Source organism: Brevibacterium iodinum ATCC 49514 (assembly GCF_900169265.1).
GTDB lineage: Bacteria > Actinomycetota > Actinomycetes > Actinomycetales > Brevibacteriaceae > Brevibacterium > Brevibacterium iodinum.
In genome coordinates this window covers 135,115-160,084 of the sequence record NZ_FXYX01000001.1, presented here as the reverse complement: position 1 = coordinate 160,084, position 24,970 = coordinate 135,115, and the positions used below count along the sequence as shown (strand labels likewise).

Here is a 24,970-nt window from a genome sequence, read left to right as displayed (position 1 = left end):
TGTTCTGTTCAGGAGCTGATTCGTCCTCAGAAGATTGCGTTCTCAGTCTCTGAGCTCAGTCAGTGCTATTTCGACTGAATTCCCTTCTGCATCTTTCAACTCGATCGCGCAGCCCTGCTTTTTTGCAGCTGAGCGAGGGATGACTATTGACGCTTGATCAGTTGAATGGACGATGAATCTGGCAGGTTTTGACTTGGACTTGTCGTCTGCTTGATAGGACGCGGCCTTCATGTTCGAAACCGGGCCGCTGATCACGAAGACCACTGAACGTCCGACTTCGAACTGATCAACGACGTGCAGCTCATGTCTCTTGACGGGATCGAGATGCTTCTCAGTGGGTCCCAAGTCGACGGAAAGTCCGTCAGATTGATCGAAGAATACGACGCCTTCGACCGGGTCGCCGATTATGATCGGAGCAGTATCCATCCCTGCTGTCCGGGCTATCCCGAGACGTTCACGGACCACCATTGATGACCACTTCGCTTTGATAAATAGTTCCCAAATGCCGGAATCGGCCAACTTCGAAATCTGAACATCGGTCGAAAATCTCACGCGAGTACCGAAGCTCCGAGTGTACGTCCGAGAAATGTCAATCTTGGACGTGATCTTTGTTCCTAGCTTACGGTGGCGAAGGATGATGTGGGCGCTGTCAGGAGCGCGGCCTAAGCCGGCGACTCCGAACTCGCCCCGGATAATGATCCCGTCTGCCGTCGAAGTAATCGACTCGAGTGATTGGTGGAGCCTGACTCGCAGGTCGCCCACACTGTCACCCGCGCGGGGTTCGTAGACCAGTTGTGCGTGTTCCTCATCGAAACTGAGAGGGACTGGCTTCTTGTGCGCCAAAAGACGACTGACGGTCTCAATTTCGTCGATGTCGCCCCGAACGGCAAGATCCACCAGGATCTGTGACTCGGGCACGCCGTGGTCACGGATGTTTGAGTTCCAAAGGGGCGCGACTACTTCGCGGAATTCCTTCACCATGGCTTCACGTTCAGCTCGGTCGTGAGCGGCAAGCATCTTCTTTCCGAACACAGACTTGACCCCTGCTGCTCCGATGATCGGACGCCGGAGTAGATGGTCACGACGCTCGCCTGGCTCGGTATTGTCGACGATCGTCTTAATGAGCGTGAGGATTCGGCAGAGATGCTTACTCGGAGGTTGACCAGTTGCGGTGATATTAGTTCCGTCGTCTCTGCCTCGGAGCCAATAATAGACCTGGTCAGCCAATATCGAAATGTGCGGGCTGTGAAGATAGGCCTTCATCGTGAACGGTTGATCTTCGCCTATCTTGTAGCCGAGCGGGAATCGGATGTCATTATCCATCAAGATCGACCTGCGAAAAAGTTTCCATGCTCCGAGCGTCGAATGTGCCTTGGAATCGATGAAATCGACGGCGAACAGTGTCTTACCGAAAGCAGTCGAAGGTACGTTGCCGGCCCTCTTCTCCCCGAACAGTCCCATCTTGCCGAGTACGACCCCTGAGCCTGTGGTGTCCGCGACCTCGGTCAGCCGGGAGAGTGCATTTGGGGAGAATTTGTCATCCGCGTCGAGGAAGAAAACGTAGCGGCCACGGGCTCGTTCGAGTCCAAAGTTACGGGGCGCAGCAGCAGACCCGCTGTTGGGGGTCGAGTGGACGTGAAGGTCGGTGCAGTCCGCGGCCAGTTTGTTGAGGATGTTCAGTGAATCGTCTGTTGACCCGTCGTCCACAGCAATAATTTCTAGTGCTCCGGCGTGCATGTCCTGGGCTCTTACGGATTCGACCGTTTCTTGGATGTACTTTTCGCAGTTGTACACAGGGATGACCACGCTGACATCAATCCCGGTTGGGTTGGGGCCTGTCTTTGCGGGCAATTCAGTCATCTTGGCTCCATAGCAGTGTTCACATGTCGCGGGGGAACTCGCGCAAGCTACGATGCTACATCTGCTGTTGCGTGAATCTGTGGAGGCGCGTGGATCATGAAAATGTGAGGGCCCTGGTCGACGGCGCAAATCGAACGTTCGCTTCTGACTGCCCCTGAGGCTGAGCCACTCGAAACTATTAAATCTGTCAGTGTATATTGCCAAAATCGCAACTTCTGTGCAGACTGTAGTGGTGGTCACGACAAGCAATAGTGCTGAAAGCACAGAGACGTCGCTGGTCGCCCGTGTCCGCATCGCCATCAAAGACGCGGGGGTCAGCCACAGCGAAGTCGCCCGGCGCATCGGCCTCGACGCGAGCAAACTGTCGAAATCCCTCGCTGGAACACGAAAATTCCGGGTAGAGGAGATCTCTCACATCGCCGAACTCACCGGGGTCACCACGGATTGGCTGACGACGGGGCGAACGGCCCGGCCGCCTCGGCGAACAATGGTCGCCGACGTTCCTCCTTCGCTCAGCGAATCACCCGCCGACTATTTCGCAGATGATTTCGCGGGTGATACGCGCATGGCGCAAGCCGATGGGGAAGCGGCCCTCGGTCCGGCCTCCGAACAGGAATGGATGTCGAAGGGCACCCGCAGCCGGGTGACGATCATCGCCGCGGCCTGGGAGCTCTACGCCGACCTCGGCATCGCCAAAGTGCGCACCGAGGACGTCGCCCGCGCATCCGGCATGACCGCCTCGGCGGTGAATTATCACTTCCGGACGAAGGACCAGCTGCTGCAGGCGGCCCTGCGACACTCATTGGACATCATCGCCCAGACCCGCCACCTCAACGACCCCGCCGACCCCGCTGCCGTCCTTCGCCATTTTGCTCGACTCCACGCCGGAGTCGACCGGAAGATCCGCCGCGTGTGGTCGATCTGGCTCCAATGCTGGGCACGTGCAGCCACAGACGAAGGCGCCCGCGCGAACCTGACTGCTGTCTACGGCGAATGGCTCGGAATGATCACGGCGGTCGTCGAGTCCGGGCAGCGATCGGGCGCGATCCGCACCGGTGACACCTCTCTCATGGTCAAGGCGCTGGCGATCTTCATCGACGGCCTCGGCGTCGCCCGTACCACCGAGCACATGCCCATCACCGATGACGAGGCGCTGGCCATGCTCGAGAACTACCTCGTCGCCCACGTCCTCGCCGACGGTGACACCTCCACACCAGACCCCCGAATCCCGAAGCCAGAGCGAGTCGCCGCAGCAGGCGGACCCGATTCGACGTCCTAGGAAGAAGGCACATGAACACACCGAACCGAAGACAAGCGCTGGGGGCCGGACTCGCGGTATCCGCGGTCGCCGGGCTCAACGACGACTACAAGGGATCTGTTCGACTGCGCGGCGCGGAACTGGCACGGTCGACGCGCAAACGCACGAACGAGCAGCGCGTGGGCATCCAGTACGTGTTCCAGTCGCCGTTCTCCTCGCTCAATCCGCGGCGGTCCATCGGCCAGTCGCTGACGGTGCCCTTGGAGATGAGCGGTCAGGGAACGGCCGCGAGCCGGAAAACCACCGTCGAGGAAGCACTCGATTCCGTGCGGCTGGGACGGACGTTCTATCACCGACGTCCCGGTGACCTCTCCGGCGGTGAACGGCAGAGGGCAGCGATCGCACGTGCGCTGGTCAACGCGCCATCGGTCATGGTCTGTGACGAGATCACCTCGGCGCTCGACGTCAGCGTGCAGGCCTCGATCGTGGCGCTGCTGCGGAGCCTGCGGGAGGAACGGAAGCTGGCGATGCTCTTCGTCACGCACAACATCGCACTCTCCCGGCACATCGCGGACAATCTTGCTGTGCTCAACAAGGGCAAGATCGTCGACTACGGGCCGACTGCCTCGGTGCTCGAGGATCCATCGCACGAATACACGCGGGCGCTGATCGCCGACGTGCCGAAGTTCTGAGGGCTTGTGGCACAGTTTGGGGCGGATAGCACCTGTTCAAACAGGTGCTATCCGCCCCAAACTGTGTTGTGAGCCGACGATGCTCTGAAGGTCGTCAGCGATCAGTCGAGGCAGAACCGTTCGCCGATGCGTTATCGTCGGAGGCTCCATCCTCGTCGCGGTCCTCATCCTCGCCGGTTTCATCGTTGCGGCCGAAGTCGTCGGGATCGACCTTGTCGAGGTACTCGGATGACGGTGCACCTCCGGCCTCGTGATCGAGGTTCTCCGCAGCTTTGCGCATGCTGTCTGATGTGCTGCTTTCGGTGCTGTTGTCGTCGGTTGACATTCTGGTCACCTTTCGCTGGAGAGCGCGGACAGGTGATCAGTCTACGTGGGGCCTCGGCCGAGCGGCACCCCCGTAATGCCTCACGTCAATATGCCCGCACCCCCTATCCAGTTGGACCAAAGAGTGTCAGCATAGGTTCGTACACTCGATAGAGAAGGGATGATCGTGATGAGCGATTTCAGCGAAGACGAGAAGGATCCGAAAGCGGCCCCCGAGGGAGCCAGGGATGACGTTGCGGAAAAGCCCGGCACGGATTCCGCGTCGAAGGAGAAAGAGGACGTATTGGTCGATGAGTGGGAGGAAGAGTCCTTCCCCGCGAGCGATCCGCCAGCACACTACTGACTTTCGTGATCGCAGGGCCCGGCACCGATGCACAGGTGCCGGGCCCTTCGTCACGGCAGTGAGCGTAGTGCCGCTTCGACTGAGGAACTGACCAGATTGCGCTTGGCCTACTCGTCCATTGTGAGTACGAGTTTGCCGGTGGTGCGGTTGGTCTCGCCCTCTCGATGGGCTTCTGCTGCCTTCGAGAGCGGGAAAGTGCCGGCGATTGTGGCACGCAGTGCACCGTCGTCGACAAGCCCGGAGATGGTTTCCAGTGTGCTGCGCGAGGAGTCCACGAGCATCCGCAGTGCTCGCACTCCGAGCTGATCTGCTTCGCGAAGGAGATCAGCGGAGCCGACAGGGATGAGCGACACGAGACAGCCGCCCTTTCGAAGCGTGTGCAGGGAGCGCATTGCCGTGTCACCGCCGATCGTGTCGAGCACCGCGTCGACGTCTTGCACTCGCTCGGTTAGGTCTTCTGTACGGTAGTCGACGACCTCATCGACGCCGAGCTCGCGCAGGAAGCCGTGCTTCGCCGAACTCGCGGTTCCGATCACGTATGCGCCCAGCGATTTCGCGATCTGTACGGCTATGTGCCCGACGCCGCCTGCGGCCGCGTGAATCAGCACACGCTGTCCGGGCTGTAAGCCGGCGTTGTCGACGAGCGCCTGCCAAGCGGTCAGAGAGGCGAGGGGGAGTGCTCCCGCCTGCACATGGTCGACCGATCGGGGTTTCGACGCGAAGAATCTGGCCGGGGCGGCGACGTATTCGGCGTGGGAGCCGAGCCCAAACGGATACGACAGCATGCCGAACACCTCGTCTCCGGGCGCGAACGTCGCGACGCCGATGCCGACGGCTTCGACCACTCCGGAGACGTCCCAGCCGAGCACCAATGGCAGATCGTCGACGAAGCCGTGGCCGGAACGGTGCTTCCAATCGGTCGGGTTGAGACCCGCAGCGTGGACTTTCACAAGGATTTCGTTGGGGCGGGGCTTCGGTCGTGGGATCTCGGCGATTTCGAGGACGTCGGCGCTTCCGAAAGTCTGCTGGCTGACGGCGCGCATCATCGTTTCGGTGTTTGTATCGGTGTTCATGGTCCCATTGTGTCACCTCAGAAGCCGTAGCTGGCCTGACTTTTTCAATAAATGCGCGACCCCGGTTTGTCAAGACTGTTTACAGCGGTCCCCCCACAATGCCACGCTGAGAACACCGCGCGCAGCGCGGCGAGCCCCGCGGGGGCAGGTCAGACGGCCACAGACGCTGAGGAGGAACAGGGGATGAACCACAATCACTTGCGCACGGTCGTCGAGAGCGGCGGGCCATATGCCACCGTCTACCTTGAAGGACGAACCCCATCAGCCGATGCCGATACGCAGCTGCGCCTGCGGTGGTCGGAGCTGCGAGACCAGCTGTCCGAAAGCGGGGCAGAGGAGTCTCTCCTCGAATCCATCGATGCGATCACCCTCGCCGACGAACCCACCAAGGTGCACACAGACGGTCGGACCATCGTCGCGAGCTCACAGGGAGTTCTGCTGGACGAACACTGGGACGCGGCGCTGGGGGAAGGAGATTCGGCCCACTACGGCGAGGCGCCGGAGCTTGGAGCCTTCCTCCGACAGGAGTGCAGACAGTTCGATGTCGTCCTCGTCATCGCCGGCCAGGACGGAGCGGCCATTCGTGAGCTGAGCGTAACCCCGGATCGCGAACGCACCCAGACGGAGTCGGTCCACGTCACCGGCGACAGCGACGAAGACATCAACAAGCCGCGGCGAGGAGCATACTCGCACAACCAGATCCGGCGCCGTGTCGACGAGATCATCAAGGACAATGCACGCAGTGTCGCCGACTTCGTCGACCGTCTCATCACAGACCACGCGTCGGACGCACTCGTTCTGGCCGGAGAGGTGCAGGGCAGAACTGCCGTCAAGGCTGAGCTGTCGGCACGAGCCGAGGAGATGCTTCACGAGATCTCCGAGGGCGGCGATGAAGACGAAGGTGCCGAAGAGGCGATTGACGTGGCCATCAGGACGTTGGTGACGAGGCTCGCCGAGCAACGAGAGTCTGAGAACTCGGAGCGTCTGGGCGAAAGCAAAGCACACGGCCGTGCGGTCGAAGGGCGAGCAGAAGTCGAAAAGGCAGTGGAACGCGGAGCAGCGGCGGTCCTTCTGCTCGATGATGCCGAGGCCTCAGCAGGAGAAGCGGAGATCGTCTCCGCGGCTATCCTGTCCTCAGCTGAGATCGGTCTCAGTCACGACCCGATGAGCGACGGCATTGCTGCGATCCTCCGCTACAACGTCGGCGCTGCGCTGGCGGACTGAGCAGCAGCTATACGATGGTCGGCAGTAGTCAATGGGTTACATGTGTACGGTTGGTCCGTGACAGCCGATCTCGGCAGGCCGGAAGGATCTCCTGATGAATCGCCCGACGGAACGCTTGACCCCGCCCGGCCCGAAGTCGCTCGGCGACGAAGTCATCCGCCAAACCCGCACCCCGCGGCGCGTGCTCGTGCTCGGGGCGACCGGTTACATCGGCGGTCGCCTTGTGCCGCGACTGCTGCAGGCCGGGCACCAGGTTCGGGTCGGGGTGCGGCGACCGGAGAAGCTCAAGCAGGTTCCATGGGCAGCCGACGTCGACGTGAGAACCGTCGACCTCGACACCGGTGGCGGTCTCGATGACAGCCTCGGCGGCATCGATATCGTCTATTACCTTGTCCATTCCATGGGCTCCGGCGGGGACTTCGAGGCAGCCGAAGCCGAGGCGGCCAGGCGCTTCGCCAGCGCGGCCGCGTCTGCCGGCGTGCGCCGCATAGTCTACCTCGGAGGGCTCCATCCGGAGGGACGTGAGCTCTCGAAGCACATGCGTTCACGAGCGAACGTCGGACGGATTCTGCTCGACTCCGAAGTCGACGCGATCGTCTTCAACGCCGGCATCATCATCGGCTCCGGATCGGCTTCGTTCGAGATGATCCGCCACCTCGCCACGACCCTGCGCTGGATGCCGGCACCGGACTGGGTGTCCAACCGTGTCGAGCCGCTGTCGGTTCGTGACGCTCTCTACTATCTTCTCTCCGCAGCCGATGTGCAGGAGGCGGTCAACCGGTCCTTCGACATCGGTTCACGTCAGATCCTCACTTATGCGAACGTGATGCGTACCTTTGCTGCCGTCGCAGGGCTCAAGCCCCGCCACGTCATCGCTTTGCCTCTTCCCGCACCGACGCTGTCAGGCATCTGGGTCGGGTTGGTCACCCCGCTGCCGTTCAGCCTCACCTTGCCGCTCGTCCAATCCTTGCAGGAAGACGCGGTGGCTTCGTCGCACGAGGTTGATGCCGTCATTCCGCCGCCCGAGTCCGGGCTCATCGGGTTCGCCGACGCCGTCCGACTCGCCCTGCGCCGTGAAATCGAAGGTGCCGTGGATACGAACTGGGACGCCGACGCCGGAGAGCTCGACGAGGCGGCCCAGCCGTCGCCCAGTGATCCGAAGTGGTCCGGCCGGCGCATCTTCACCGATGAACGGTCGACGACGATCAGCGGTGTCAGCGCAGCCGAGGTGTGGCCTGTGATCGAGGGCATCGGTGGGACCAATGGCTGGTACTCGTGGCCGCTGGCATGGAAGATTCGTGGGATCTGGGACAAAGCAGTCGGAGGCGCTGGCCTCAACCGGGGCCGACGGCTGCCCGACAGCCTGCGCATCGGCGATCCCGTCGACTGGTGGCGAGTCGAACAGCTGGAGCCGAACTCTCGTCTTCTGCTGCGCGCCGAGATGAAGGTCTCCGGTCACGCGTGGCTCGAATTCGCTCTGACAGACTCAGTCGAAGGCTGTGAGTATCACCAGACGGCGACCTTCATCCCCACTGGAGTGCGAGGCCGCATCTACTGGGCCCTCGTCGCCCCGTTTCATCGCTTCATCTTCCCCGCCATGGCGAAGAACATCGCAGCCGAGGCGCGGCGCCGAGCCTGAACGTTCCCGGTTTTGTTCATGATCAGGGGGCTGTCGTCAGCATCGAAGCGAAGCCGTGCCGGTAGGTGGGATAGCCGAGTTCGCCCATGAGTGAGCCGAAGCGAGTTCCGTCGATCCGTTTGCCGCTCGGCTTCTCGTCGTCGGCATGGCCGGGGACGGGCACGCCGAGGCGGCCGGCGATGAAGGCGGCGACGTCGCCCATCTGGGCAGGAAGCGAATCGACAGCGTGGACCAGGTCCGGCGGTTCCGAGCCGAGTGCCAAGCGCTCGAGGCCGAGAACGAGGTCGTCTCGGTGGATGCGATTCGTCCACCGCTGATGGTTGAACCGCTGGCCGCGTCGCACGGAGTCGATGAGGCGGGTGCGGCCAGGTCCGTAGATACCAGCCGGGCGGACGATCGTGAGGTGGTCGAAGAGCTCGGCCGCCTCGGACTCGGCCGCAGCGAGGACCTCACCCGGCCCGGACCCTGGGGCGAGTGGAGCGTCTTCGGTGATCACACGCGTCGGGTCCTCTGCTAGGACACGCGTGGAGGAGACCAGGACGACTCGGCCCGGCTGTGACCCGAGCACGCGGGCGAGACCTCTCAGCCCGTGGAGGTAGGTCCGTTCGTATCCGGTCCGAGTCGGTTCGTCCGAAGTCAGAGTGATCACGACCGCATCGAGTGCGTCCAGTCGCGGATCGCTGCGGTCCGCGGCATCGACCCTATCGCGGCCGGGAGCTCCGAATCCGGAGAGGTCCATACTGATCGTCTCAAAGGCGTCGGGCAGTTCGGCGACGCGTCGGCGCAGTCCGATCACCCGGTGCCCCTGGTCGACCAGTCGCAGGCCCAGCCGTGTGCCCAGGTCTCCGCACCCGGCCATGAGAATCCTGCGTCCGTTCGTCGTGCTCATTTCGCCTCACTCTTCATCCGGTCATAGGCGGCCAATGCCGCCTGACGCGATGCCTTGAGATCGACGATCGGCTCGCGATCACCCTGCGAGCGTTCCGCCCGAGTGAGACCGCCCGGACCGCGGCCCAACCACCTGCCCACGTACTCGTAGTCGGGATCGAAACGCTCACGTTGGCGTTCGGGATTGAAGATCCGAAAATATGGAGCCGCATCGGCTCCGCACCCGGCCACCCATTGCCACGAGACCGGGTTGTTGGCTTCATCGGCGTCGACCAGCGTGTCCCAGAACCACTGCTCGCCGTGCCACCAGTGGATCAGCAGATTCTTCGTGAGAAAGCTCGCCGTGGCCATCCGCACTCGATTGTGCATCCCCCCGGTCTGCCACAGCTGAGCCATGCCGGCGTCGACGAGGTCGGTCCCGGTCGTGCCGCTGCACCAGTGGTCGAGTGCCTCGGGGTCGTCCTCATAGGGGAAGGACGCGAATTCAGGTCGCATCGGTTCGGATTCGACGGCCGGCAGGTGATAGGTCAGGTGCCAGGAGAACTCCCGCCAGTAGAGCTGGCGAATCCATGCCTGCCGATCATCGTCCCTCACCTCCGGTATGTCCAGGGCCGCTGCCAGCAGCTGGCGGGGGGAGAGTTCGCCGAAGCGCAGTCGCGGCGACAGGCCTGACGTGCTGTCAGGGTCTGCGGGGACATCGTGAGAATCTGCGTAGCCGTCGAGCCCGTCGCCCAAGCAGGCGAGCTCTCGGGCCGCCTCCCTGCACCCGGGGTTCCAGTGCCCGGCCACGGTCGTCCGCCACCACTGCGGAGTCCTCGCCGAGGCGAAGCTGCCCGAGCCCGTGTCGGTTCCGTCGAGAAGACCGAGATCGTCGAGGTCGCGCACCCAGGAGTGCCCGGCAAAAGCCTGTCGCTGGGCCTTCGTCGGAGAACTCTGTGTGCGCGGCGCCGGGAGGCTGTCGCCGACGCTGCGATCGCGCACAGCGTTGAAGAACGGCGTGAAGACCTTGTAGAAGTCACCGCCCTGAGGGTTGACCGTCCAAGGCTCGACGAGCAGCGCGCCGGTATGGGAGTGCACGGCACGACCGGCATCAGCCAGGTCCGTCTTGATCTGCGCGTCGAGGCGACGTGCAGCCGGCGCATAACGGCGCGACCAGCGCACAGCATCGACTTTCAGGTCCGCAGCCGCCTGCGGGACGATGTCGGCGGCCGAGCCTGCTGCGAAGAGCAGCGGGATGCCGAGCTGTGCGAGTTCGGTCTCCAGGACGCGCAGCGATTCGTGCGCCCACCACCGGGCCGCCCCGCCTAACGGGCGTGGGCCCAGGCCGTCGTCGCTGCGGCACTCTCTGATCCAGAGGCCGATCGCCTGCCCGTCGCCGCAGGCCGCTGTCAGGGCCTCGTGGTCCTCGACGCGCAGGTCGTCGCGGAACCAGACGAGGGTGAGGGACTCGCGGTCGTGGCTCATCGGCAGACTCCTCTCACAGCTGGTTCGCCCAGTCGGCATCTACACCAAAGTGTAGTATCCAAGCAGGGTTACTGGATTGTGAGGACGTCAGCTGCTGGTCGAGTAGACCTGCTGCGAGCCTCCGGCACGGGTGCGGTTGCGGCGACGAGTCTCGGGGCTGGTGCCGCGGGATTCGGACGCGCGGTGGCTGCTCGGCTGACGACCCGAAGATTCCGCGCGCTGACCGCCCGAGCGGCCATTGCCGGAGCGGCCCCCGCGGGAGTTCTCGCGACGACGATTTCTCTCGCCGGTGTGCCCGGCGCCCCGGCCGCCGCTCTCACTGCGACGCGATTCGCCGCTGCGACCGCCACCGGTGGCGCCCGAGTTCTCACGGCTGCGGTCGCTGCCGCCGTTGCCGGCGTCACCGCGACCCGAGCTTCCGCCGCGTCCGCCACGGCCACCTCGGCGACGGCGGGATGAACGACCATTCGACGTGGAAGTTTCGGTCTTCTTGCGCGGCTGGACGGGTTCCTTCGGCTGCGGGGCGACGAACTCGGCGATCTCACCGACGAGCTCGGTCACCTCGGGGGACTCTGCGTTGACCTTCTGCGGGGTCGCCTTGATGGCGGCCTTGCGCAGGAGGATCTGAGTGTCCTTGCGCTCTTCGGCGGTCATCACCGTGACGACGTCACCGGCGCTGCCGGCACGTGCGGTGCGACCGGAGCGGTGCAGGTACGCCTTGTGCTCGGTCGGGGGATCGACGTGGACGACGAGCTCGACGGAGTCGACGTGGACGCCGCGGGCGGCGATGTCTGTGGCCACGAGCACCTTCGCCTCACCATCGGTGAACGCGGCGAGGTTGCGGTCGCGCGCACCCTGCGACAGATTGCCGTGCAGGTCGACCGCGGGGATACCGGCTGCCGTGAGTTGGCGGGCGAAGCGTTTGGCCCGGTGCTTCGTGCGGGTGAAGAGGATGCGGCGGCCCGTGCCGGAGGCGAGCTTGTGTACGAGTTCGTTCTTGTCGTCGACCGACACCTCGAACACGTGGTGGGTCATGGCCGAAACGTGGGAGGTCGCCTCATCCACGGAGTGGAGGACCTCGTTGTGGAGGAAACGACGGACGAGTTTGTCGACGTCGTTGTCCAAGGTGGCGGAGAAGAACATCCGCTGTCCTTCAGTCGGGGTCTGGTTGAGGATTCGGGTGACTCCGGGCAGGAACCCGAGGTCAGCCATGTGGTCGGCCTCGTCGAGGATGGTGACCTCGATGTTCTCGAGCGTGAGGATGTCCTGCTGGAGCAGGTCCTCGAGGCGACCCGGGCAGGCCACGACGATGTCGACTCCGGCCTTGAGTGCGACCTCCTGGCGACGCTGCTTGACGCCGCCGAAGATCGTCGTCGTCCGCAGGCCCACGGCCTTGGCCAACGGATCGATGACCTCGGTGATCTGCGTGGCGAGCTCACGGGTGGGAGCAAGGACGAGCCCGCGCGGATGGCGGAACTTCTGCGAACCCTTGCCGGATTCGGCCAGGCGAGTGACGAGCGGAATGGAGAACGCCAGGGTCTTGCCGGACCCGGTTTTTCCGCGGCCGAGCACATCACGGCCGGCCAGCGTGTCGGGCAGAGTGTCCTGCTGGATCGGGAAGGCCTGGGTCTTGCCCTCCTTGCTCAGCGTGTCGACCAGTTTCTGGGGGACACCGAGCTCGGCGAAAGTGGTCGGGGCTGGGGAGGCCTTCTTCGTGCGATCGCCCGAGGCGTCGGCGGCGGTTGTGGCGGTGTTTCTGTTGCTGCCTCCGCGGGTGCGGGTGCTGCGGGGATTGGTGCGAGTCTGTGACGTAGTGATGGGGTGGCCCTTCGACGTGCCGGAGGGCGTGCCGGTGCCGTGAATAGGTGGCAGGCAGCCGCTTCCGGTCATGGAATGAGCGCTGTCGGCGCTCTCGATCGCCGCGAGAAAACGGCTTCGGAAATGCGCGGGTTCTTTCACCCAGCTGCAGAGACGAGGCGTCCTGACGACGCAGGGAACCCGAAAACGGGTTCGCAGGTGATTACAGTATAGCCCCGGCGGTGCGTGAGACAGAATCCGCGGACTTCGCGGCGGACACGGAATCAGGCTCGGAGACTGCGGCGACCGGCCGTCGGCGTGCTCTGCGGTGCCCGGTCACCCATGCGGAGAGTGCCACCGACGCCCCGCCGATGCCGATGCCCGCGATGTCGTCGAGGATGTAATGCCACCCGAAGTAGAGGGTGGCCACGACCGTCACACCGAAGAAGATCCAGGTGAACGCTAGAACGGCGCGATGCTGTTTCGTCAGCGTCATGAACAGAGCAGCGGCGAAGGTGACGGAGACGTGAAGCGATGCGAACGCGGCGACACCCTGGATTGAGTCACTGCCGATCGGGTTGCTCAGGTAGTCGAGGCGAGTGTCGATGAGTGACTCCTGGAGCTCACTGACTCCGGTGGCAGGCAGCGCCCGGAAGACCTCGGGGTGGCTGAACACGGGACCGACCGACGGCAGGAGATAGTAGCTGACGGTGCCGAGCACCCAATTGAGACTCAACATCGTCGTATACCAAGCGCCGACGGCGAGTCTGCGATTGAGCACGAGGACCGCGCCGAGGCTGATCGGAATGAGCGGCAGGTAGGCGAGGTAGGCGATCGACAGGAGGTTCGCCGCGATGCCGGTGCCGAGGAGTTCGTGCAGGAGTACGGCCGGAGTGTTCCCGCCCATGAGCCACTGGTCGAGGCGGAACAGCTGCTGATCGAAGAGGGTGCCCTCGCGGTACACCGGCAGCACGCTCTTGAGATTGCGGTAGGCGACGTAGCAGACGTAGAAACTCAGCAGCCCGGCGCCGATGCACAGCAGCCGGTGGGTGTTCCACTCCTTCTTAGCGATGTCGACGACAGACGTCGGCAGATTTCGCCACCCGCTTCGCCTCACCGTTTCCACGATCAGCCCGGCGCCGATGAATCCGAGAACCAGCAGAGGCAGACGGATGTATGAGGGGCCGAGGAATCCGTCGGGGTCCCGCAGCGGGAGATCGAGGAAGAGGGAAGAGAACACGGCGGCCGCTCCGACGAGGAGAGCGAGCACCATGGCAAAAGTGTAGGGCCAACGTCGCAATCTGGTCATCGGAACACCGTAGTGATTCACTTTTGGTACATCTTCGGATTTTCCTCGGAAGCCGCTGACCGTAGCCCCGTCTCGCCCGTGTCGGCGGGCCAGAACAGAATGGTCCACCCACTGTGCGGCTCGCGGCATTAGTGTTGGTCCATGACAGAAGGTCCATTGAACGCGCCTCCGAATCGCGATGACCCGATACCCGAGGGACTCAAACTCGGTGCCCGCTTCACCGGATACCTGCTGGTGATCATCGCGGGAATCACAGTCGCGATCTTCGTGGCACTGCAGGTCGCACAGATCGTCGTTCCATTCCTGGCCGGCCTCGTCCTCTCTGCCCTCCTAGTCCCCATGTCGACGTTCCTGCAGCGGCATCGGTGGCCGAAATGGTTGGCGGTGGTCACAGTCTGGGTCGTCGTCCTCGGCCTGTTGGCCGGACTCGTCCTCCTCATCACCTTTCAGATCAGGAGTGAGATACCTGAGATCCAGAAGCAGGTGGCGACGACCCTGGACGCGGCGAAGCAGCTCTTGGCCACGCAGCCGTTCGGAATCACCGAAGCCAAACTCAATGACCTCGTCGATTCCTCGGGGAAGTGGCTGCAGGACAACGCCGCCGGTCTCGGCTCCGGTGCCGCCGAGGTGGGCACGACGGCGGCGCATGTCATCGAAGGCGTCATCATCATCCTGTTCGTCACCCTCTTCGCGCTCATCGACGGACGCGGCATCTGGGCCTGGGTCGTCAACATCTGGCCGAAGAAGGCGCATGCGCGGATCTCCGCGGCCGGTGAGGCCGGTTGGAAGACGCTGACGAACTTCATTCGGATCCAGCTCGTCGTCGCGGCCAGCGATGCGATCGGAATCGGGGTGGGCGCACTGATCCTCGGCGTCCCCTTGGCGGTGCCGATCGCCATGGTGGTCTTCCTCGGTGCCTTCGTGCCGTTCGTCGGAGCGATCGTGGGCGGAGCGGTCGCGGTGGGCTTGGCGCTGCTCTTCAACGGCTGGGTGCACGGCCTGATCATGCTCGGGATCGTCATCGTCGTCCAGCAGCTCGAAAGCCACGTCCTGCAGCCGTGGCTGACAGGGCCCACAGTGAAGATCCACCCCCTGGCTGTGATCCTCGGGGTGACAGCGGGAGCAGCGGTGGCGGGCATCGCCGGGGCCTTCTTCTCCGTGCCGGTCATCGCGACTCTCAATGCGATGATCCACGCGGCCAAGGACTACAGAGTGGGACAGCGTTGAGACGGGCCGGGCCACGGTTGAATCGAGTGCGAATCGTCAAGGGCGCTCTTCGGCGTCTGCTCGACGACGAGTGCCTCGACAGAGCAGCCGGGCTGAGCTTCTACGCTCTGCTCTCTGCTGCCCCGGCGATCCTCGCCATGGTGTCGCTGCTCGGCGTGGTCGGGGAAGCCGAGTCGACCACGAAGGCGGTGCTCTCCGTGGTCCACGGAGTCTCGGCCGAGGCGGCCAAGGCGATCCGCCCGCTCATCGTCGAACTCACCGAGTCGTCCTCGGCCGGAGTCACCCTCATCGGCAGCCTGCTGCTGGCGATCTGGTCGTCGTCGAAATACATCGGCGCGCTCGGTCGTGCCCTGAACGCTGTCTACCGGGTCGAGGAGACCAGGCCGTATTGGAAGTTCAAGCCGCTCATGCTCCTGATGACCGTGGTCACGCTCATCGTCCTGGCCGCTCTGGGGCTGCTGCTCGTGCTGTCCGGGCCTATCGCCGAAACGCTCGGCGAGCTCATCGGAATGGGCGCGGTTGCCCTGCTGATCTGGAACGTGGTCAGATGGCCGGTCTTCGTCTTCTTCGTCATGCTGCTCATCGCCCTGCTCTACTACGTGACCCCGAACGTCAGGCAGCCGAAGTTCCGGTGGGTTAGCCTCGGTGCGTTCGTCGCCATGTTCGTGCTGCTTGCCGTGTCGGCCTGCTTCGTGCTCTACATCAACAATTTCAGCAGCTACAACGTCACCTATGGGTCGATCGGGGGAGTGATCGTCGGGCTCGCCTGGGTGTGGATGGTCAACCTCTCGCTGCTCCTCGGCGCCGAGTTCGACGCCGAGATCGAACGCGAGCGGCAACGGCAGTCCGACGGTGACGCAGACGTGCTGTTCCGACGGCCGAGGGGAGGCGGTCGTTCGGATCGCGGCAGCCAGGAGCGTCCTGGTGACGGCACTCACAGCAGCCCTGGGCGTCCTGCTGACCGCAGTCACAGCAACTCGGGGCCGAGGAACCAGGCCACGGGCCGCTGACCGGAAACCCGTCTCGTCCGCGTCCGCTGGGCGCCGACCGCACGAATCAGTTCAGATGGTGTGCAGCGAAAGCCGCAGCGTTGTGGAGCACCGTGGTTGTGTCGTCGAGGATCCGACCGAAGTGGAGGAACGAATGGAGCACATGCGGATACTCCTCGAAGCGGACGTCGTTGCCTGCCCGCTGCAGGGTCCTGGCCAATGCCCGGCAGTCATCGCGCAGCGGATCGAGCCCGGCGGCCGCGACGAATACCGGCGGCAGACCGGAGAGGTCGGCGGTCAGATGCGCGACGAGCGGTGAGTGTTCGTCCTCCGGGGTCGGCAGGTAGTCGTCGAGGAGGTTGCTGAGGTCGTGGATGCCCATGCCGTCCCAGTCGCCGCCGTAGAGCCTGCGACTGGCCGAGTCGATGAGACCGTGGCTGCCGTAGATGGGCAGGAGGGCGCGCAGAGCCGAGAAGCTCGCGGGATTCGCCCCGATGGTCTCCGGTTCATCGCGCAGAAGCAGACCTGCGCCGAGGGTGAGAACCGCCCCGGCAGAATCTCCGGAGATGGCCAGACGTGTGCCGTCGATGCCCAAATCCTCACCGTGGCCGGCGAGGTGGTCGACGACCCCGGCACACTCGTGCAGCGCCTGTGGGAACTTCACCTCCGGCGACAGCGAATAGTCGACTCCGATCACGGCGAAGCCGCCGGCAGCGGCGACCACGCGCATGATCCGGTCATGTGTATCGAGGTCGCCGAGGCTGAACCCACCGCCGTGGAGGAACAGGAGACCGGGCAGGGCCGCCTCGGTGGTGGGGCGATGGATGCGGATCGGAACGTCGATCCCGGCGGTGCGGATGTGGTGATCATCGGTGCGGGCCATGGTCGGGCCGCCTTCGTTCCACAGCGTGCGTTCGGTCCGGTATTCGGCGCGTTTGGCGGCCAAGGATCGAGCGGCAGAGGAGAGGTCACCGGTGGCAGCGGCGAAATCCTCACCGGCTCGGCGGCACTCGTCGGCCGAGTGGCCTGGACGGCCATGACCTCGCGCATCTGTGGCGACATCGACGCCACGATGTCAGCAGGAATAGTGGCCAGCAGCGCTTCGGTGAGCGCGGGGTCGACTGTCACGCCGGGAATCATCAGCCTCATTCTTGGTCGGCGGCAATGATTCCCAGCTTAGCGAGGCCAGCGTCGGCCGCCGCGGTAGGACTCACCTGCGAAGATCCGGAATATCCGCCGATCGTCGCTGTTATGACGAGGGGACTGTGACACCAGTCCTTCACCGCCGAAGACACTGCAGGAGCCAACCCTTGACCGAACACATACGCAGGCACGAGACCGACCACGAAATCCCTTGGTCACTGCCGATCGTCGTGCGCCGGTCCAAGACCGCCATCGCTCGCCACATCGACGTCCTCGAGGCCACCTCTCGTGCTGTCGTGACCTTCCTCGACGATCCGCGCTCACAGCCGGGCGGGGACTGGAACGAGGCCGTCGAATACTGGCGTGACGGAGCGATCCGCAAGGTCGTGCGTCGCGGTGACGGGAAGAAGCTCGAGGACGCACGGGCACTCGGGTGCGTGAGCGTGACCTTCGGCGGCACCGACGATTTCGCTCCCGCCGAGGCGTTCGTCTTCGCACCCGGCCCCGTCGAACCCCTGCCACCGGAGCTGAAGAAGCTGCAGGTCGGCGGCACCGAGTTCCCGGATGAGGGCGAATCCTCGATCCCCGCCGCTGAGGCGGTCGTGACGATCGAGCTCTCTCCCGAGCTGACGCTGACGACCGGGAAGGCCGCCGCGCAATGCGGACACGCCGCGCAGCTGGCGTTCGAGCAGATGCCCGACGATGTGCGGGACCGCTGGCGTGAGTCGGGCTTCAGTCTGCGCGTGCAGACTGCGACGAAGGACGCGTGGGCGGCGAACGAACAGCAGGTCAGCGTCGTCGACGCGGGTTTCACCGAAGTCGACGGCCCCACGGAAACCGTCCGCGCCAGTTGGTGAGTTCGTGACCCACCCTCAGGGTCCGCGGTGAAACGGGAAGTCGGGAAGCCGCCTCGGTGAGGGGTGGCCGGGATCAGTTTCGGGAAAGTTCAGGCTTCGTTGAGATCTTCGACCTCGTCTTCGGTCAGCGGCCGCGTCTTCGTGCCGTTGCCGAATTCGTCCAGGTAGATGACGTGTTTGACCATCTCACCGGTCTCTTCGTCCTCGACTTCGATGATGTCACCAGGTTGGGTCGCTGGCTGGTAGAAATTCTCATTGACTCCGGTCATCGTGACTACCTCCTACAGGTCTTCTGACCATACGCGAGTGTGACAAGAGACTCAATAACCCCCTTGCTACCTGACGGGGCCCAGCAACCTGGCGCCAGGTTGCTGGGCCCCCGTCAGGTAGCAATAGAGGGTCTTCAGGGTGCGAATCGGTAGTCTGAGTTCATGGAACGACAGAGATTTCACTTGTCCGGAGGTCGCGATCGCAATGTCGCCGAGGAGGCCCGTCCCGGAGAGGACGAGTTCCGCGTCGATATCGAACGGATCCGGTTCTCCCCGTTCTTCTCCCGCCTGGCTTCGGTCACCCAGGTCATTCCGCAGGCCGGTTCCGGCACCGTCATCCACAACCGGCTGACGCATTCGCTCAAGGTCTCCGCGGTGGCCCGGTCGATCGCGATCACGTTGAACAACGCTGACGAAGGGACTCGGGAAACGGTCAACCGCCTTGGCGGGTGTGATCCGGTTGTCGTCCAGGCGGCCGCGGCCGCCCACGATCTGGGGCACCCTCCGTTCGGCCACCTCGGCGAGAAGGAACTCGACCGGGTGTCGCGGCAGGTGCTGCGCCTCGAGGACGGGTTCGAGGGGAATGCGCAGACGTTTCGGATCCTCACCGCCCTCGACAGCTGCGAGGCCACGGCGCGCGGTCTCAACCTCACACGCGCGATTCGGGCCGCGGTGCTCAAATATCCGTGGGAGCGCGGGGAATGGACCGGCGACCGGGCGTCGTCGGCGGCTCGGATGCCACGCGGAGTCGGCGACGATGTCAGTGAGGGCGCCATGAAATTCTCCGCCTACGACACTGAGGTCGAAGAGATGGCGGACGTGCTCTCGGCGTTCCCGGCGATCGGGAAGTATCAGCAGACGCTCGAGTGCGCGGTCATGGACGTCGCTGACGACATTGCCTACGCGGTGCACGACCTGGACGACTTCTACCGGTCGAACGTGCTGCAGTACACGGCTGTGTCCGCTGAGCTCGGGCGGTGGCTGCGCGATCATCGCGAGTTGGCGGCCCTGGACTCTGCGGAGTTGGATCGGCGCCGTCCCGGCCATGCCCTCGAAGCAATCCGGCGACACATCGGGGAGAAGGATCCGTGGATTGCCTCGGAGGAGGCGTTTCGGGAGTCGGTGGAGCGGGTCAACCGGGATCTCGTCGAGGGACTCCTCGGCGTCCCCTACGACGGGGGATTGGAAGCGGACCGGGCGGTCACCGGGTTCACCCGGCGGTGGATCGACCGGTTGCAGGCCTCGATCGTCGTCGATCCGGACCCGCATATCCGCAGCGGTCACGTGCGGCTGAGCCAGGAGGCTTGGCACGATGTCGTGGTGCTGAAATTCGTGCATTCGCGGTTCGTGCTCGAACGGTCTGACCTGGCCGTGTATCAGCGTGGGCAGACGCGGATCATCGCGTCCCTGGTCGAGGGATTCCACGAGTGGCTGCTCGACCCGGATGAAGCCACGCGGATTCCCCGGCGTCTGGTCGATTCCGTCGAGGCGGCCACGCAGGAGTATTCGGATCTGTACGCGCGCAACCCTCAAGCGCTGGGGGAGGAAGGCGCGGCCGGGATCGTAAGGCGTGGTCGGGCACGGGCGGTGGTGGACTATATCGCCTCGTTCACCGATGCGCAGGCGATGTCGGTCAACGCCCTGATCACCGGTGCCTCGGAAGAGCCGTGGGAGGCCGGGCGCGGGTTGTAGTCTTTGGCCCGCCCGGGTTGGGGCTTGCTGCGATCTCTTGTCCGGGGTCGTGGCCCACATCGGTGCTGATCATTGCCGAACACCTCGTCGGCATCATCGACGGGCGATGATGCCGGTGCCGGGCCTCGACGACGAAGGGCCGCCTGCCCGACCGTGAGGACGGGGAGGCGGCCCGAAGACCAGAGTGGCTGCTCAGTCGCACCGACTCACTTGGGAGTGCGGGTCTCTGCGCTGATGAACCAGGCCTGCTGCTCGAGCTGAGCGATGTAGCTGTGGAAGATGTCGGCGGTGGTCGGATCCGCCGAGTCGACCTCGTCATGGCAGTCACGCATCGACGCCACGGTTGCCTCGATCGATGCGACCATGTGGTCGATGGCGTCGTGGGTGCTGATCTCTCCGTTCGGGAACTCAGGCAGCCCTGTCTGTTCGGCGATCACCGCGGGGCGACCGTCCGGAGAGGCGTGGAGGGCACGCATGCGTTCAGCGATCTCATCGCTGCCTGCACGGGCGATGTCCGTGACTTCGTCGAGGTTGAGGTGGAGGTCGCGGAAGTTCGTGCCCACGATATTCCAATGCGCCTGCTTGGCAGTCAGGCTCAGAGCGATGAAGTCGACCAGAACCGTTTGGAGGTTCTTGGTCAGGGCGTCGGAGGCGATGAAGCCGCGTTCGGCGTTCTCGCGAGTGGTCTTCTCTGAGCCATGGGGGTCGGGAACTGTCACTGACTGTGTCATGATTTTTGCTCCTGTTCTCTCCGGTTTCGCGTTGACCCGGAGTCTATTACCACCATAACGCTGCCGCAGATGACGCGTAACCCCCGTCAGCTCCGGCTGGTGGTCGGCCTGGACATGCAACGTCTTCGTGCACGATGCTTTCCCACCGCGCATTCAGCCCGAATCAGAGCTTCAGCGTCTCAGCGCGTATTCTGATACCGAGCATTCTGACAGTGAAGAGTCGTCGAGATGAAGGAGAGGCCGGCCATGGCGGTACTGGTCACAGGCGGAGCAGGCTACATCGGTTCACACGTGGTGCGGCTGCTCACCCAACGCGGTGACGACGTCCTCGTCGTCGACGATTTCTCCACCGGGATCGGCGCTCGCGTCGAGGGGCTGCCCGTGGTCCATCTCGACCTGGCCGCAGCGGATGCTGCCGACCGACTCGTCGAGGCGATCAGGGAACACGGCGTCGACTCGATCATCCACTTCGCCGCAAAGAAGCAGGTCGGCGAATCCGTCGCGGAACCGGTCATGTACTACCGGCAGAACATCGGCGGCCTGACGAACATCCTTGCCGCCGTGGAACGCACCGGGATCACCTCGCTCGTCTTCTCCTCCTCGGCCGCCACCTACGGAATGCCCGACGTCGACATGGTCGGCGAAGACCTCGACTGCCGCCCGATCAACCCCTACGGCCAGACCAAGCTCATCGGCGAATGGATGATCGACAACCAGATCACCGCCTCGCAGATGCGCGGAACGTCCTTCAATGCCGTCAAGCTGCGCTACTTCAATGTCGCCGGCGCCGGCTGGAACGAACTCGCCGACACGGCCGTCATGAACCTCATCCCGATCGTGCTCGGACGGTTGAAAGACGGCAAGGCGCCCGTCATCTTCGGCGACGACTACGACACCCCCGACGGCACGTGCATCCGCGATTACGTCCACGTCAAGGACCTCGCCGAGGCGCATATCGCCGCCCTCGACTACATGAAGGCCGGCGACACCACGGAGACCGTGTTCAATGTCGGGACCGGAACCGGCGCCTCGGTGAAGGAAGTCATCGACACCATCGCCGAGGTGACCGGCCGTGAGATCGTCCCCGACATGGGCGAGCGTCGTGCTGGTGACCCGCCGGCACTGGTCGCCGACGTCACCCGGATCTCCGCCCTGCTCAGCTGGAAGGCCGAGTTCGGTCTCGAGGAGATCGTCCGCAGCGCCGTCGAGGCCGCCGGGATGCTGCCCGAGCAGGACTGATGAACCAGCCGGACCCATCCGCGACAGGATCATGCGGTCGTGGAGAGAGCCGGCCGCTGCGGCCTCGTCGTCGAGACTCACCCCGGCTATGTCGCCGAGGTTGCCGAAATTGCCGCGCACCCGGAATATCGGGGCCAGGATGTGGTCGAGCTCGCGCAGCGGATCATCGAGAGGCTGGCGAACTCAACCCAGTTGCTCCCCATTCATGTCGCACGGGCCAGGCGTGTATGGGACCTCGACGGGCAGCAGAGCAAGAAGGTCTGGCACTGCCTCGCACGATTTGGTCGGACCTGGTGAACCACTCCGTTACTTCGCGGGTTTCATCTCGCTTTCGACGACCCATTTGTGGTTCGTCATCTCCATCTCATCGGTCTTGATGTCGACCATGTAGACGGTCTCGTCCGTCGCTGAGTCGATCGTCGCCTCGGCGCCCTTCATTCCGGGCATATGATCGGCGTTGACGGTGGCCTTGTCGCCCTTCTTCAGCGGTGCCTTGCCCGGGTCCTTGAGCTCTTCGTGGACGACCCACTTGTGATCCTTGACCGGGTCGCCGCCGTCGGTCGGGGTGTAACTGATCGAGTAGGTCGTGGTGTCGAAAGCGCCGGAGACGGTTGCCTCGGCACCCTTCATTCCCGGCATGTGGTCGGCGGAGAGGACGACTGTGTCGCCGACGTCGAACTTCGGGTCGGCGGCCTTCGTGATTCCCTTCGGCGGGTCGCCGCCATCGGCGGCGTGCCCTTCGTGCCCACCTGATCCGTGTCCGGATTCGGTGCTGGCCATATCTTCGTGTTCGGAGCTGCTGGTTTCGCTCGAGGAGGACTCGTGGCTGCCGTGGGACTCTTCGCCACCGGACCCCTGGGCGTCGTCACTGCCGGTCGAGCAGCCCGCCAGTGCCAGTCCGAGTGCTGCTGTGACCGCAGCGAGGCGGGCGGTCGGATTGAGCTTCTTCATGAGTGGTCTCCTGGTTCGGTGAGACGGTCGCGTCGGATTCGCTCGGCGGCAGATGGGAACCTTTCAGGGCATCCCATCTCGTGGACCCGCCAGGGCCACTCTATACCCCTTATGGGTATGATTGACAAAACGGATCAGGTGCTCTGCACCCGTAGTGACATGGGGAAATATATGAGAACGACGCGATTCGTGCTGGGGCCCGCGGCCCTCGCTCTTGCACTGGCTGGGTGTTCTGCTCCCGGGGCTGGAAGCGAACCATCGGCAGACTCAGAAGAGTCTGCGGCAGTGCAGCCGGGTTCGGCCGAAAAAATGCTGGCGGATCTCGATCTGGCCGACGAAGATGTCACAGGAGTCATCGATCACCTCGATCGCCTGCCTGTCGACGAGAGGCCCGCCGACCTCATGGCCTCGGTGCAGCCGGACGAACTCGTCCTCACCGACGGGCAGCAAGAGGCGACGATGGCACTGCCAAAGGGGAAGAGCTACGTGTCCATCGCTCCCTTCGTCGATGAGACACACGACTGCTTCTATCACAGCCTCACGACCTGCCTCGGCGAGATGAGCGGGAAGGACGTCGATGTGGTGATCACCGATTCGGCTTCAGGCGAAGCAGTGGTCGGTCAGTCGACGACGACCTTCGACAACGGTTTCGTCGGCTTCTGGGTGCCGTCCGACATCACCGGTACCATCGAGGTCACCGCCGAGGGCAAGACCGGTGCGACCGAGTTTTCGACGAGAAGCGATGGGCCCACCTGCGTGACCGACCTCAAGCTGAAGTAGTCACGAGGCAGCCGGGCCGACGATCTTCACCCACTCAATAGGAGTACTGCTGTGACCCACCACATCGTCATCGGAGCGGGCTTGGCCGGTGCCGCGGCCGCGTATTCCCTGACTGCGCGCGGCGAGGACGTCACCGTGCTCGAGCGGCATACCCCGGCCAACGACCGCGGCAGCTCCCACGGTTCGGCCCGCATCTTCCGTTACGCCTACCCGGATCGTCTCTACACCGACCTCGTCGTGCGTGCCCGTGAGCTGTGGGACGACCTCGAGGCGAAATCGGGGATCGAGCTGATCACTCGCACCGGAGCTCTCGACTTCGGCGACGCCCAGCACACGGATCTGCTCGCCGAGATCTTCGACGAGGTTGGCGTCGAGTACGAGGTCCTCGACCCTGAGAGTGCCGCAGAACGGTGGCCGCAGTTCGCCTTCGACACCGACGTGCTATGGCACCCCGACGCCGGCGTCATCGACGCCGAGACCACGGTGACCACCATGCTCGACCGTGCGGTGGACACCGGGCGTGCCCGGATCCTCACAGATTGGACGGTCACCGAGGTGGCCCGACGATCCGCGGACGGCTTCCGTGTCACCTCGGCGAAGGGGGACATTGTCGAAGGTGACCGCGTCATCGTCGCGGCGGGCGGGTGGCTGCCTGACCTCCTCGGCGATCTTGGTCTTCCGCAAGCGTTCCACGAGGCGCTGCCCACATTCGAAGTGCGGCAGGAACAGGCGTTCCACATGCCCTACCGCGATGTCGGTGCGGACGGTCGGCCGAGCACCGACTGGCCGACGTTCATCCACAAATCCGGGGAGATGTTCACCTACGGACTGCCCGGCGGGCGGGACGCCGGTTTCGCGGGACAGAAGTTCGCGCAGTTCAACGGCGGGAAGGTGATCGGTTCGGCCCTTGACCAGGACGGACAGATCACCGAGGAGATGCGGACTCGGATGATCGACTATGCGAAGCGGAACCTGCCGGGACTCATTCCGGAACCGTATGCGGAGACGACGTGCCTGTTCACGAACACCCCGAACGAGGATTTCGTCATCGACGAGGTTGACGGTCTCGTCATCGTCTCGGCCTGTTCGGGGCACGGGGCGAAATTCGCGCCGCTGCTCGGCGAATTTGCCGCCGACCTCGCTACGGGTGCCGGCGATGTTCCGGATCGGTTCCGGGTGGGTGGCGCTTCGACGATGTGATCGGGTGGGGTGCCTCGGGGA

24 protein-coding genes are annotated in these 24,970 nt (G+C 64.1%); 13 read left to right on the top strand and 11 right to left on the bottom strand.

Annotated elements, in window-relative coordinates:
- Positions 1-42: 42 nt before the first annotated feature.
- Positions 43-1,860 (bottom strand): glycosyltransferase family 2 protein, encoded by a 1,818-nt coding sequence (locus tag BI49514_RS00715; RefSeq protein ID WP_167443968.1) that lies wholly within the window; start codon positions 1,858-1,860, stop codon positions 43-45.
- 232 nt (positions 1,861-2,092) lie between these two features.
- On the opposite strand from BI49514_RS00715, the gene BI49514_RS00710 reads away from it, so the two are divergent.
- Both BI49514_RS00710 and BI49514_RS00705 read left to right on the top strand, forming a co-directional pair.
- A complete protein-coding gene (locus BI49514_RS00710; RefSeq protein ID WP_244195187.1) occupies positions 2,093-3,139 on the top strand; it encodes a TetR/AcrR family transcriptional regulator in 1,047 nt (348 codons plus the stop codon).
- 11 nt (positions 3,140-3,150) lie between these two features.
- Entirely contained in the window at positions 3,151-3,810 is a 660-nt protein-coding gene (locus BI49514_RS00705) for an ABC transporter ATP-binding protein (RefSeq protein ID WP_338063750.1), read from the top strand.
- A 94-nt stretch (positions 3,811-3,904) separates the two neighbouring features.
- Here the strand turns inward: BI49514_RS00705 and BI49514_RS00700 are convergent, their stop codons facing one another.
- The gene (locus BI49514_RS00700; protein WP_101543457.1) at positions 3,905-4,135 is read right to left on the bottom strand and encodes a hypothetical protein; all 231 of its coding nucleotides are present in this window, start codon (positions 4,133-4,135) and stop codon (positions 3,905-3,907) included.
- 168 nt (positions 4,136-4,303) lie between these two features.
- Here BI49514_RS00700 and BI49514_RS16445 point away from each other — a divergent pair, with 168 nt between their 5' ends.
- Positions 4,304-4,477, top strand: a complete 174-nt coding sequence (locus BI49514_RS16445) for a hypothetical protein (RefSeq protein WP_167443900.1) — start codon at positions 4,304-4,306, stop codon at positions 4,475-4,477.
- Positions 4,478-4,584: 107 nt separating this feature from the next.
- Here BI49514_RS16445 and BI49514_RS00690 read toward each other — a convergent pair whose 3' ends face one another.
- Positions 4,585-5,550, bottom strand: a complete 966-nt coding sequence (locus BI49514_RS00690) for an NADP-dependent oxidoreductase (protein WP_208634988.1) — start codon at positions 5,548-5,550, stop codon at positions 4,585-4,587.
- A 183-nt stretch (positions 5,551-5,733) separates the two neighbouring features.
- Here BI49514_RS00690 and BI49514_RS00685 point away from each other — a divergent pair, with 183 nt between their 5' ends.
- Both BI49514_RS00685 and BI49514_RS00680 read left to right on the top strand, forming a co-directional pair.
- Positions 5,734-6,774 (top strand): baeRF2 domain-containing protein, encoded by a 1,041-nt coding sequence (locus tag BI49514_RS00685; protein WP_101543453.1) that lies wholly within the window; start codon positions 5,734-5,736, stop codon positions 6,772-6,774.
- Positions 6,775-6,868: 94 nt separating this feature from the next.
- Positions 6,869-8,413: an SDR family oxidoreductase gene (locus BI49514_RS00680; protein WP_101543451.1), complete on the top strand. Its 1,545-nt coding sequence runs from the start codon at positions 6,869-6,871 to the stop codon at positions 8,411-8,413.
- Positions 8,414-8,435: 22 nt separating this feature from the next.
- On the opposite strand, the gene BI49514_RS00675 is transcribed toward BI49514_RS00680, so the two are convergent.
- From BI49514_RS00675 to BI49514_RS00660, 4 genes are all read right to left on the bottom strand, one after another.
- Positions 8,436-9,302, bottom strand: coding sequence for a Rossmann-fold NAD(P)-binding domain-containing protein (locus tag BI49514_RS00675; protein WP_101543449.1), 867 nt, complete (start codon positions 9,300-9,302; stop codon positions 8,436-8,438).
- Complete coding sequence (locus BI49514_RS00670) at positions 9,299-10,765, bottom strand: cryptochrome/photolyase family protein (RefSeq protein WP_101543447.1); 1,467 nt, start codon at positions 10,763-10,765, stop codon at positions 9,299-9,301. The genes BI49514_RS00675 and BI49514_RS00670 overlap by 4 nt, the downstream gene beginning before the upstream one ends.
- An 87-nt stretch (positions 10,766-10,852) precedes the next feature.
- Entirely contained in the window at positions 10,853-12,655 is a 1,803-nt protein-coding gene (locus BI49514_RS00665; protein ID WP_101543445.1) for a DEAD/DEAH box helicase, read from the bottom strand.
- Positions 12,656-12,785: 130 nt separating this feature from the next.
- Positions 12,786-13,835, bottom strand: coding sequence for a phosphatase PAP2 family protein (locus BI49514_RS00660; RefSeq protein ID WP_101543443.1), 1,050 nt, complete (start codon positions 13,833-13,835; stop codon positions 12,786-12,788).
- 177 nt (positions 13,836-14,012) lie between these two features.
- Between BI49514_RS00660 and BI49514_RS00655 the strand changes: the two genes are divergently transcribed.
- Together BI49514_RS00655 and BI49514_RS00650 are read left to right on the top strand one after the other, a co-directional pair.
- Positions 14,013-15,098, top strand: a complete 1,086-nt coding sequence (locus BI49514_RS00655; RefSeq protein ID WP_101543441.1) for an AI-2E family transporter — start codon at positions 14,013-14,015, stop codon at positions 15,096-15,098.
- A 26-nt stretch (positions 15,099-15,124) separates the two neighbouring features.
- A complete protein-coding gene (locus BI49514_RS00650) occupies positions 15,125-16,108 on the top strand; it encodes a YihY/virulence factor BrkB family protein (RefSeq protein WP_167443967.1) in 984 nt (327 codons plus the stop codon).
- A 46-nt stretch (positions 16,109-16,154) separates the two neighbouring features.
- Here BI49514_RS00650 and BI49514_RS00645 read toward each other — a convergent pair whose 3' ends face one another.
- Entirely contained in the window at positions 16,155-17,033 is an 879-nt protein-coding gene (locus BI49514_RS00645; protein ID WP_101543437.1) for an alpha/beta hydrolase fold domain-containing protein, read from the bottom strand.
- Between the two features lie 364 nt (positions 17,034-17,397).
- On the opposite strand from BI49514_RS00645, the gene BI49514_RS00640 reads away from it, so the two are divergent.
- Entirely contained in the window at positions 17,398-18,087 is a 690-nt protein-coding gene (locus BI49514_RS00640; RefSeq protein ID WP_101543435.1) for an aminoacyl-tRNA hydrolase, read from the top strand.
- Positions 18,088-18,176: 89 nt separating this feature from the next.
- Here BI49514_RS00640 and BI49514_RS00635 read toward each other — a convergent pair whose 3' ends face one another.
- Complete coding sequence (locus tag BI49514_RS00635) at positions 18,177-18,356, bottom strand: hypothetical protein (RefSeq protein WP_101543434.1); 180 nt, start codon at positions 18,354-18,356, stop codon at positions 18,177-18,179.
- A 162-nt stretch (positions 18,357-18,518) separates the two neighbouring features.
- Between BI49514_RS00635 and BI49514_RS00630 the strand changes: the two genes are divergently transcribed.
- Complete coding sequence (locus tag BI49514_RS00630) at positions 18,519-20,048, top strand: deoxyguanosinetriphosphate triphosphohydrolase family protein (RefSeq protein WP_101543432.1); 1,530 nt, start codon at positions 18,519-18,521, stop codon at positions 20,046-20,048.
- A gap of 206 nt (positions 20,049-20,254) precedes the next feature.
- Here the strand turns inward: BI49514_RS00630 and BI49514_RS00625 are convergent, their stop codons facing one another.
- Complete coding sequence (locus BI49514_RS00625; RefSeq protein ID WP_101543431.1) at positions 20,255-20,779, bottom strand: Dps family protein; 525 nt, start codon at positions 20,777-20,779, stop codon at positions 20,255-20,257.
- Positions 20,780-21,025: 246 nt separating this feature from the next.
- Here BI49514_RS00625 and galE point away from each other — a divergent pair, with 246 nt between their 5' ends.
- Together galE and BI49514_RS00615 are read left to right on the top strand one after the other, a co-directional pair.
- The gene (galE, locus tag BI49514_RS00620) at positions 21,026-22,018 is read left to right on the top strand and encodes a UDP-glucose 4-epimerase GalE (protein ID WP_101543429.1); all 993 of its coding nucleotides are present in this window, start codon (positions 21,026-21,028) and stop codon (positions 22,016-22,018) included.
- 39 nt (positions 22,019-22,057) lie between these two features.
- Positions 22,058-22,315 carry a hypothetical protein gene (locus BI49514_RS00615; protein WP_101543427.1) on the top strand — a complete coding sequence of 86 codons (258 nt, stop codon included), beginning with the start codon at positions 22,058-22,060 and terminating at the stop codon, positions 22,313-22,315.
- Positions 22,316-22,324: 9 nt separating this feature from the next.
- On the opposite strand, the gene BI49514_RS00610 is transcribed toward BI49514_RS00615, so the two are convergent.
- Positions 22,325-22,969: a YdhK family protein gene (locus tag BI49514_RS00610; protein WP_101543426.1), complete on the bottom strand. Its 645-nt coding sequence runs from the start codon at positions 22,967-22,969 to the stop codon at positions 22,325-22,327.
- Positions 22,970-23,278: 309 nt separating this feature from the next.
- Between BI49514_RS00610 and BI49514_RS00605 the strand changes: the two genes are divergently transcribed.
- Entirely contained in the window at positions 23,279-23,749 is a 471-nt protein-coding gene (locus tag BI49514_RS00605; protein ID WP_244195186.1) for a CueP family metal-binding protein, read from the top strand.
- Between the two features lie 51 nt (positions 23,750-23,800).
- The gene (locus BI49514_RS00600) at positions 23,801-24,949 is read left to right on the top strand and encodes an FAD-dependent oxidoreductase (protein ID WP_101543422.1); all 1,149 of its coding nucleotides are present in this window, start codon (positions 23,801-23,803) and stop codon (positions 24,947-24,949) included.
- Positions 24,950-24,970 lie beyond the last annotated feature (21 nt).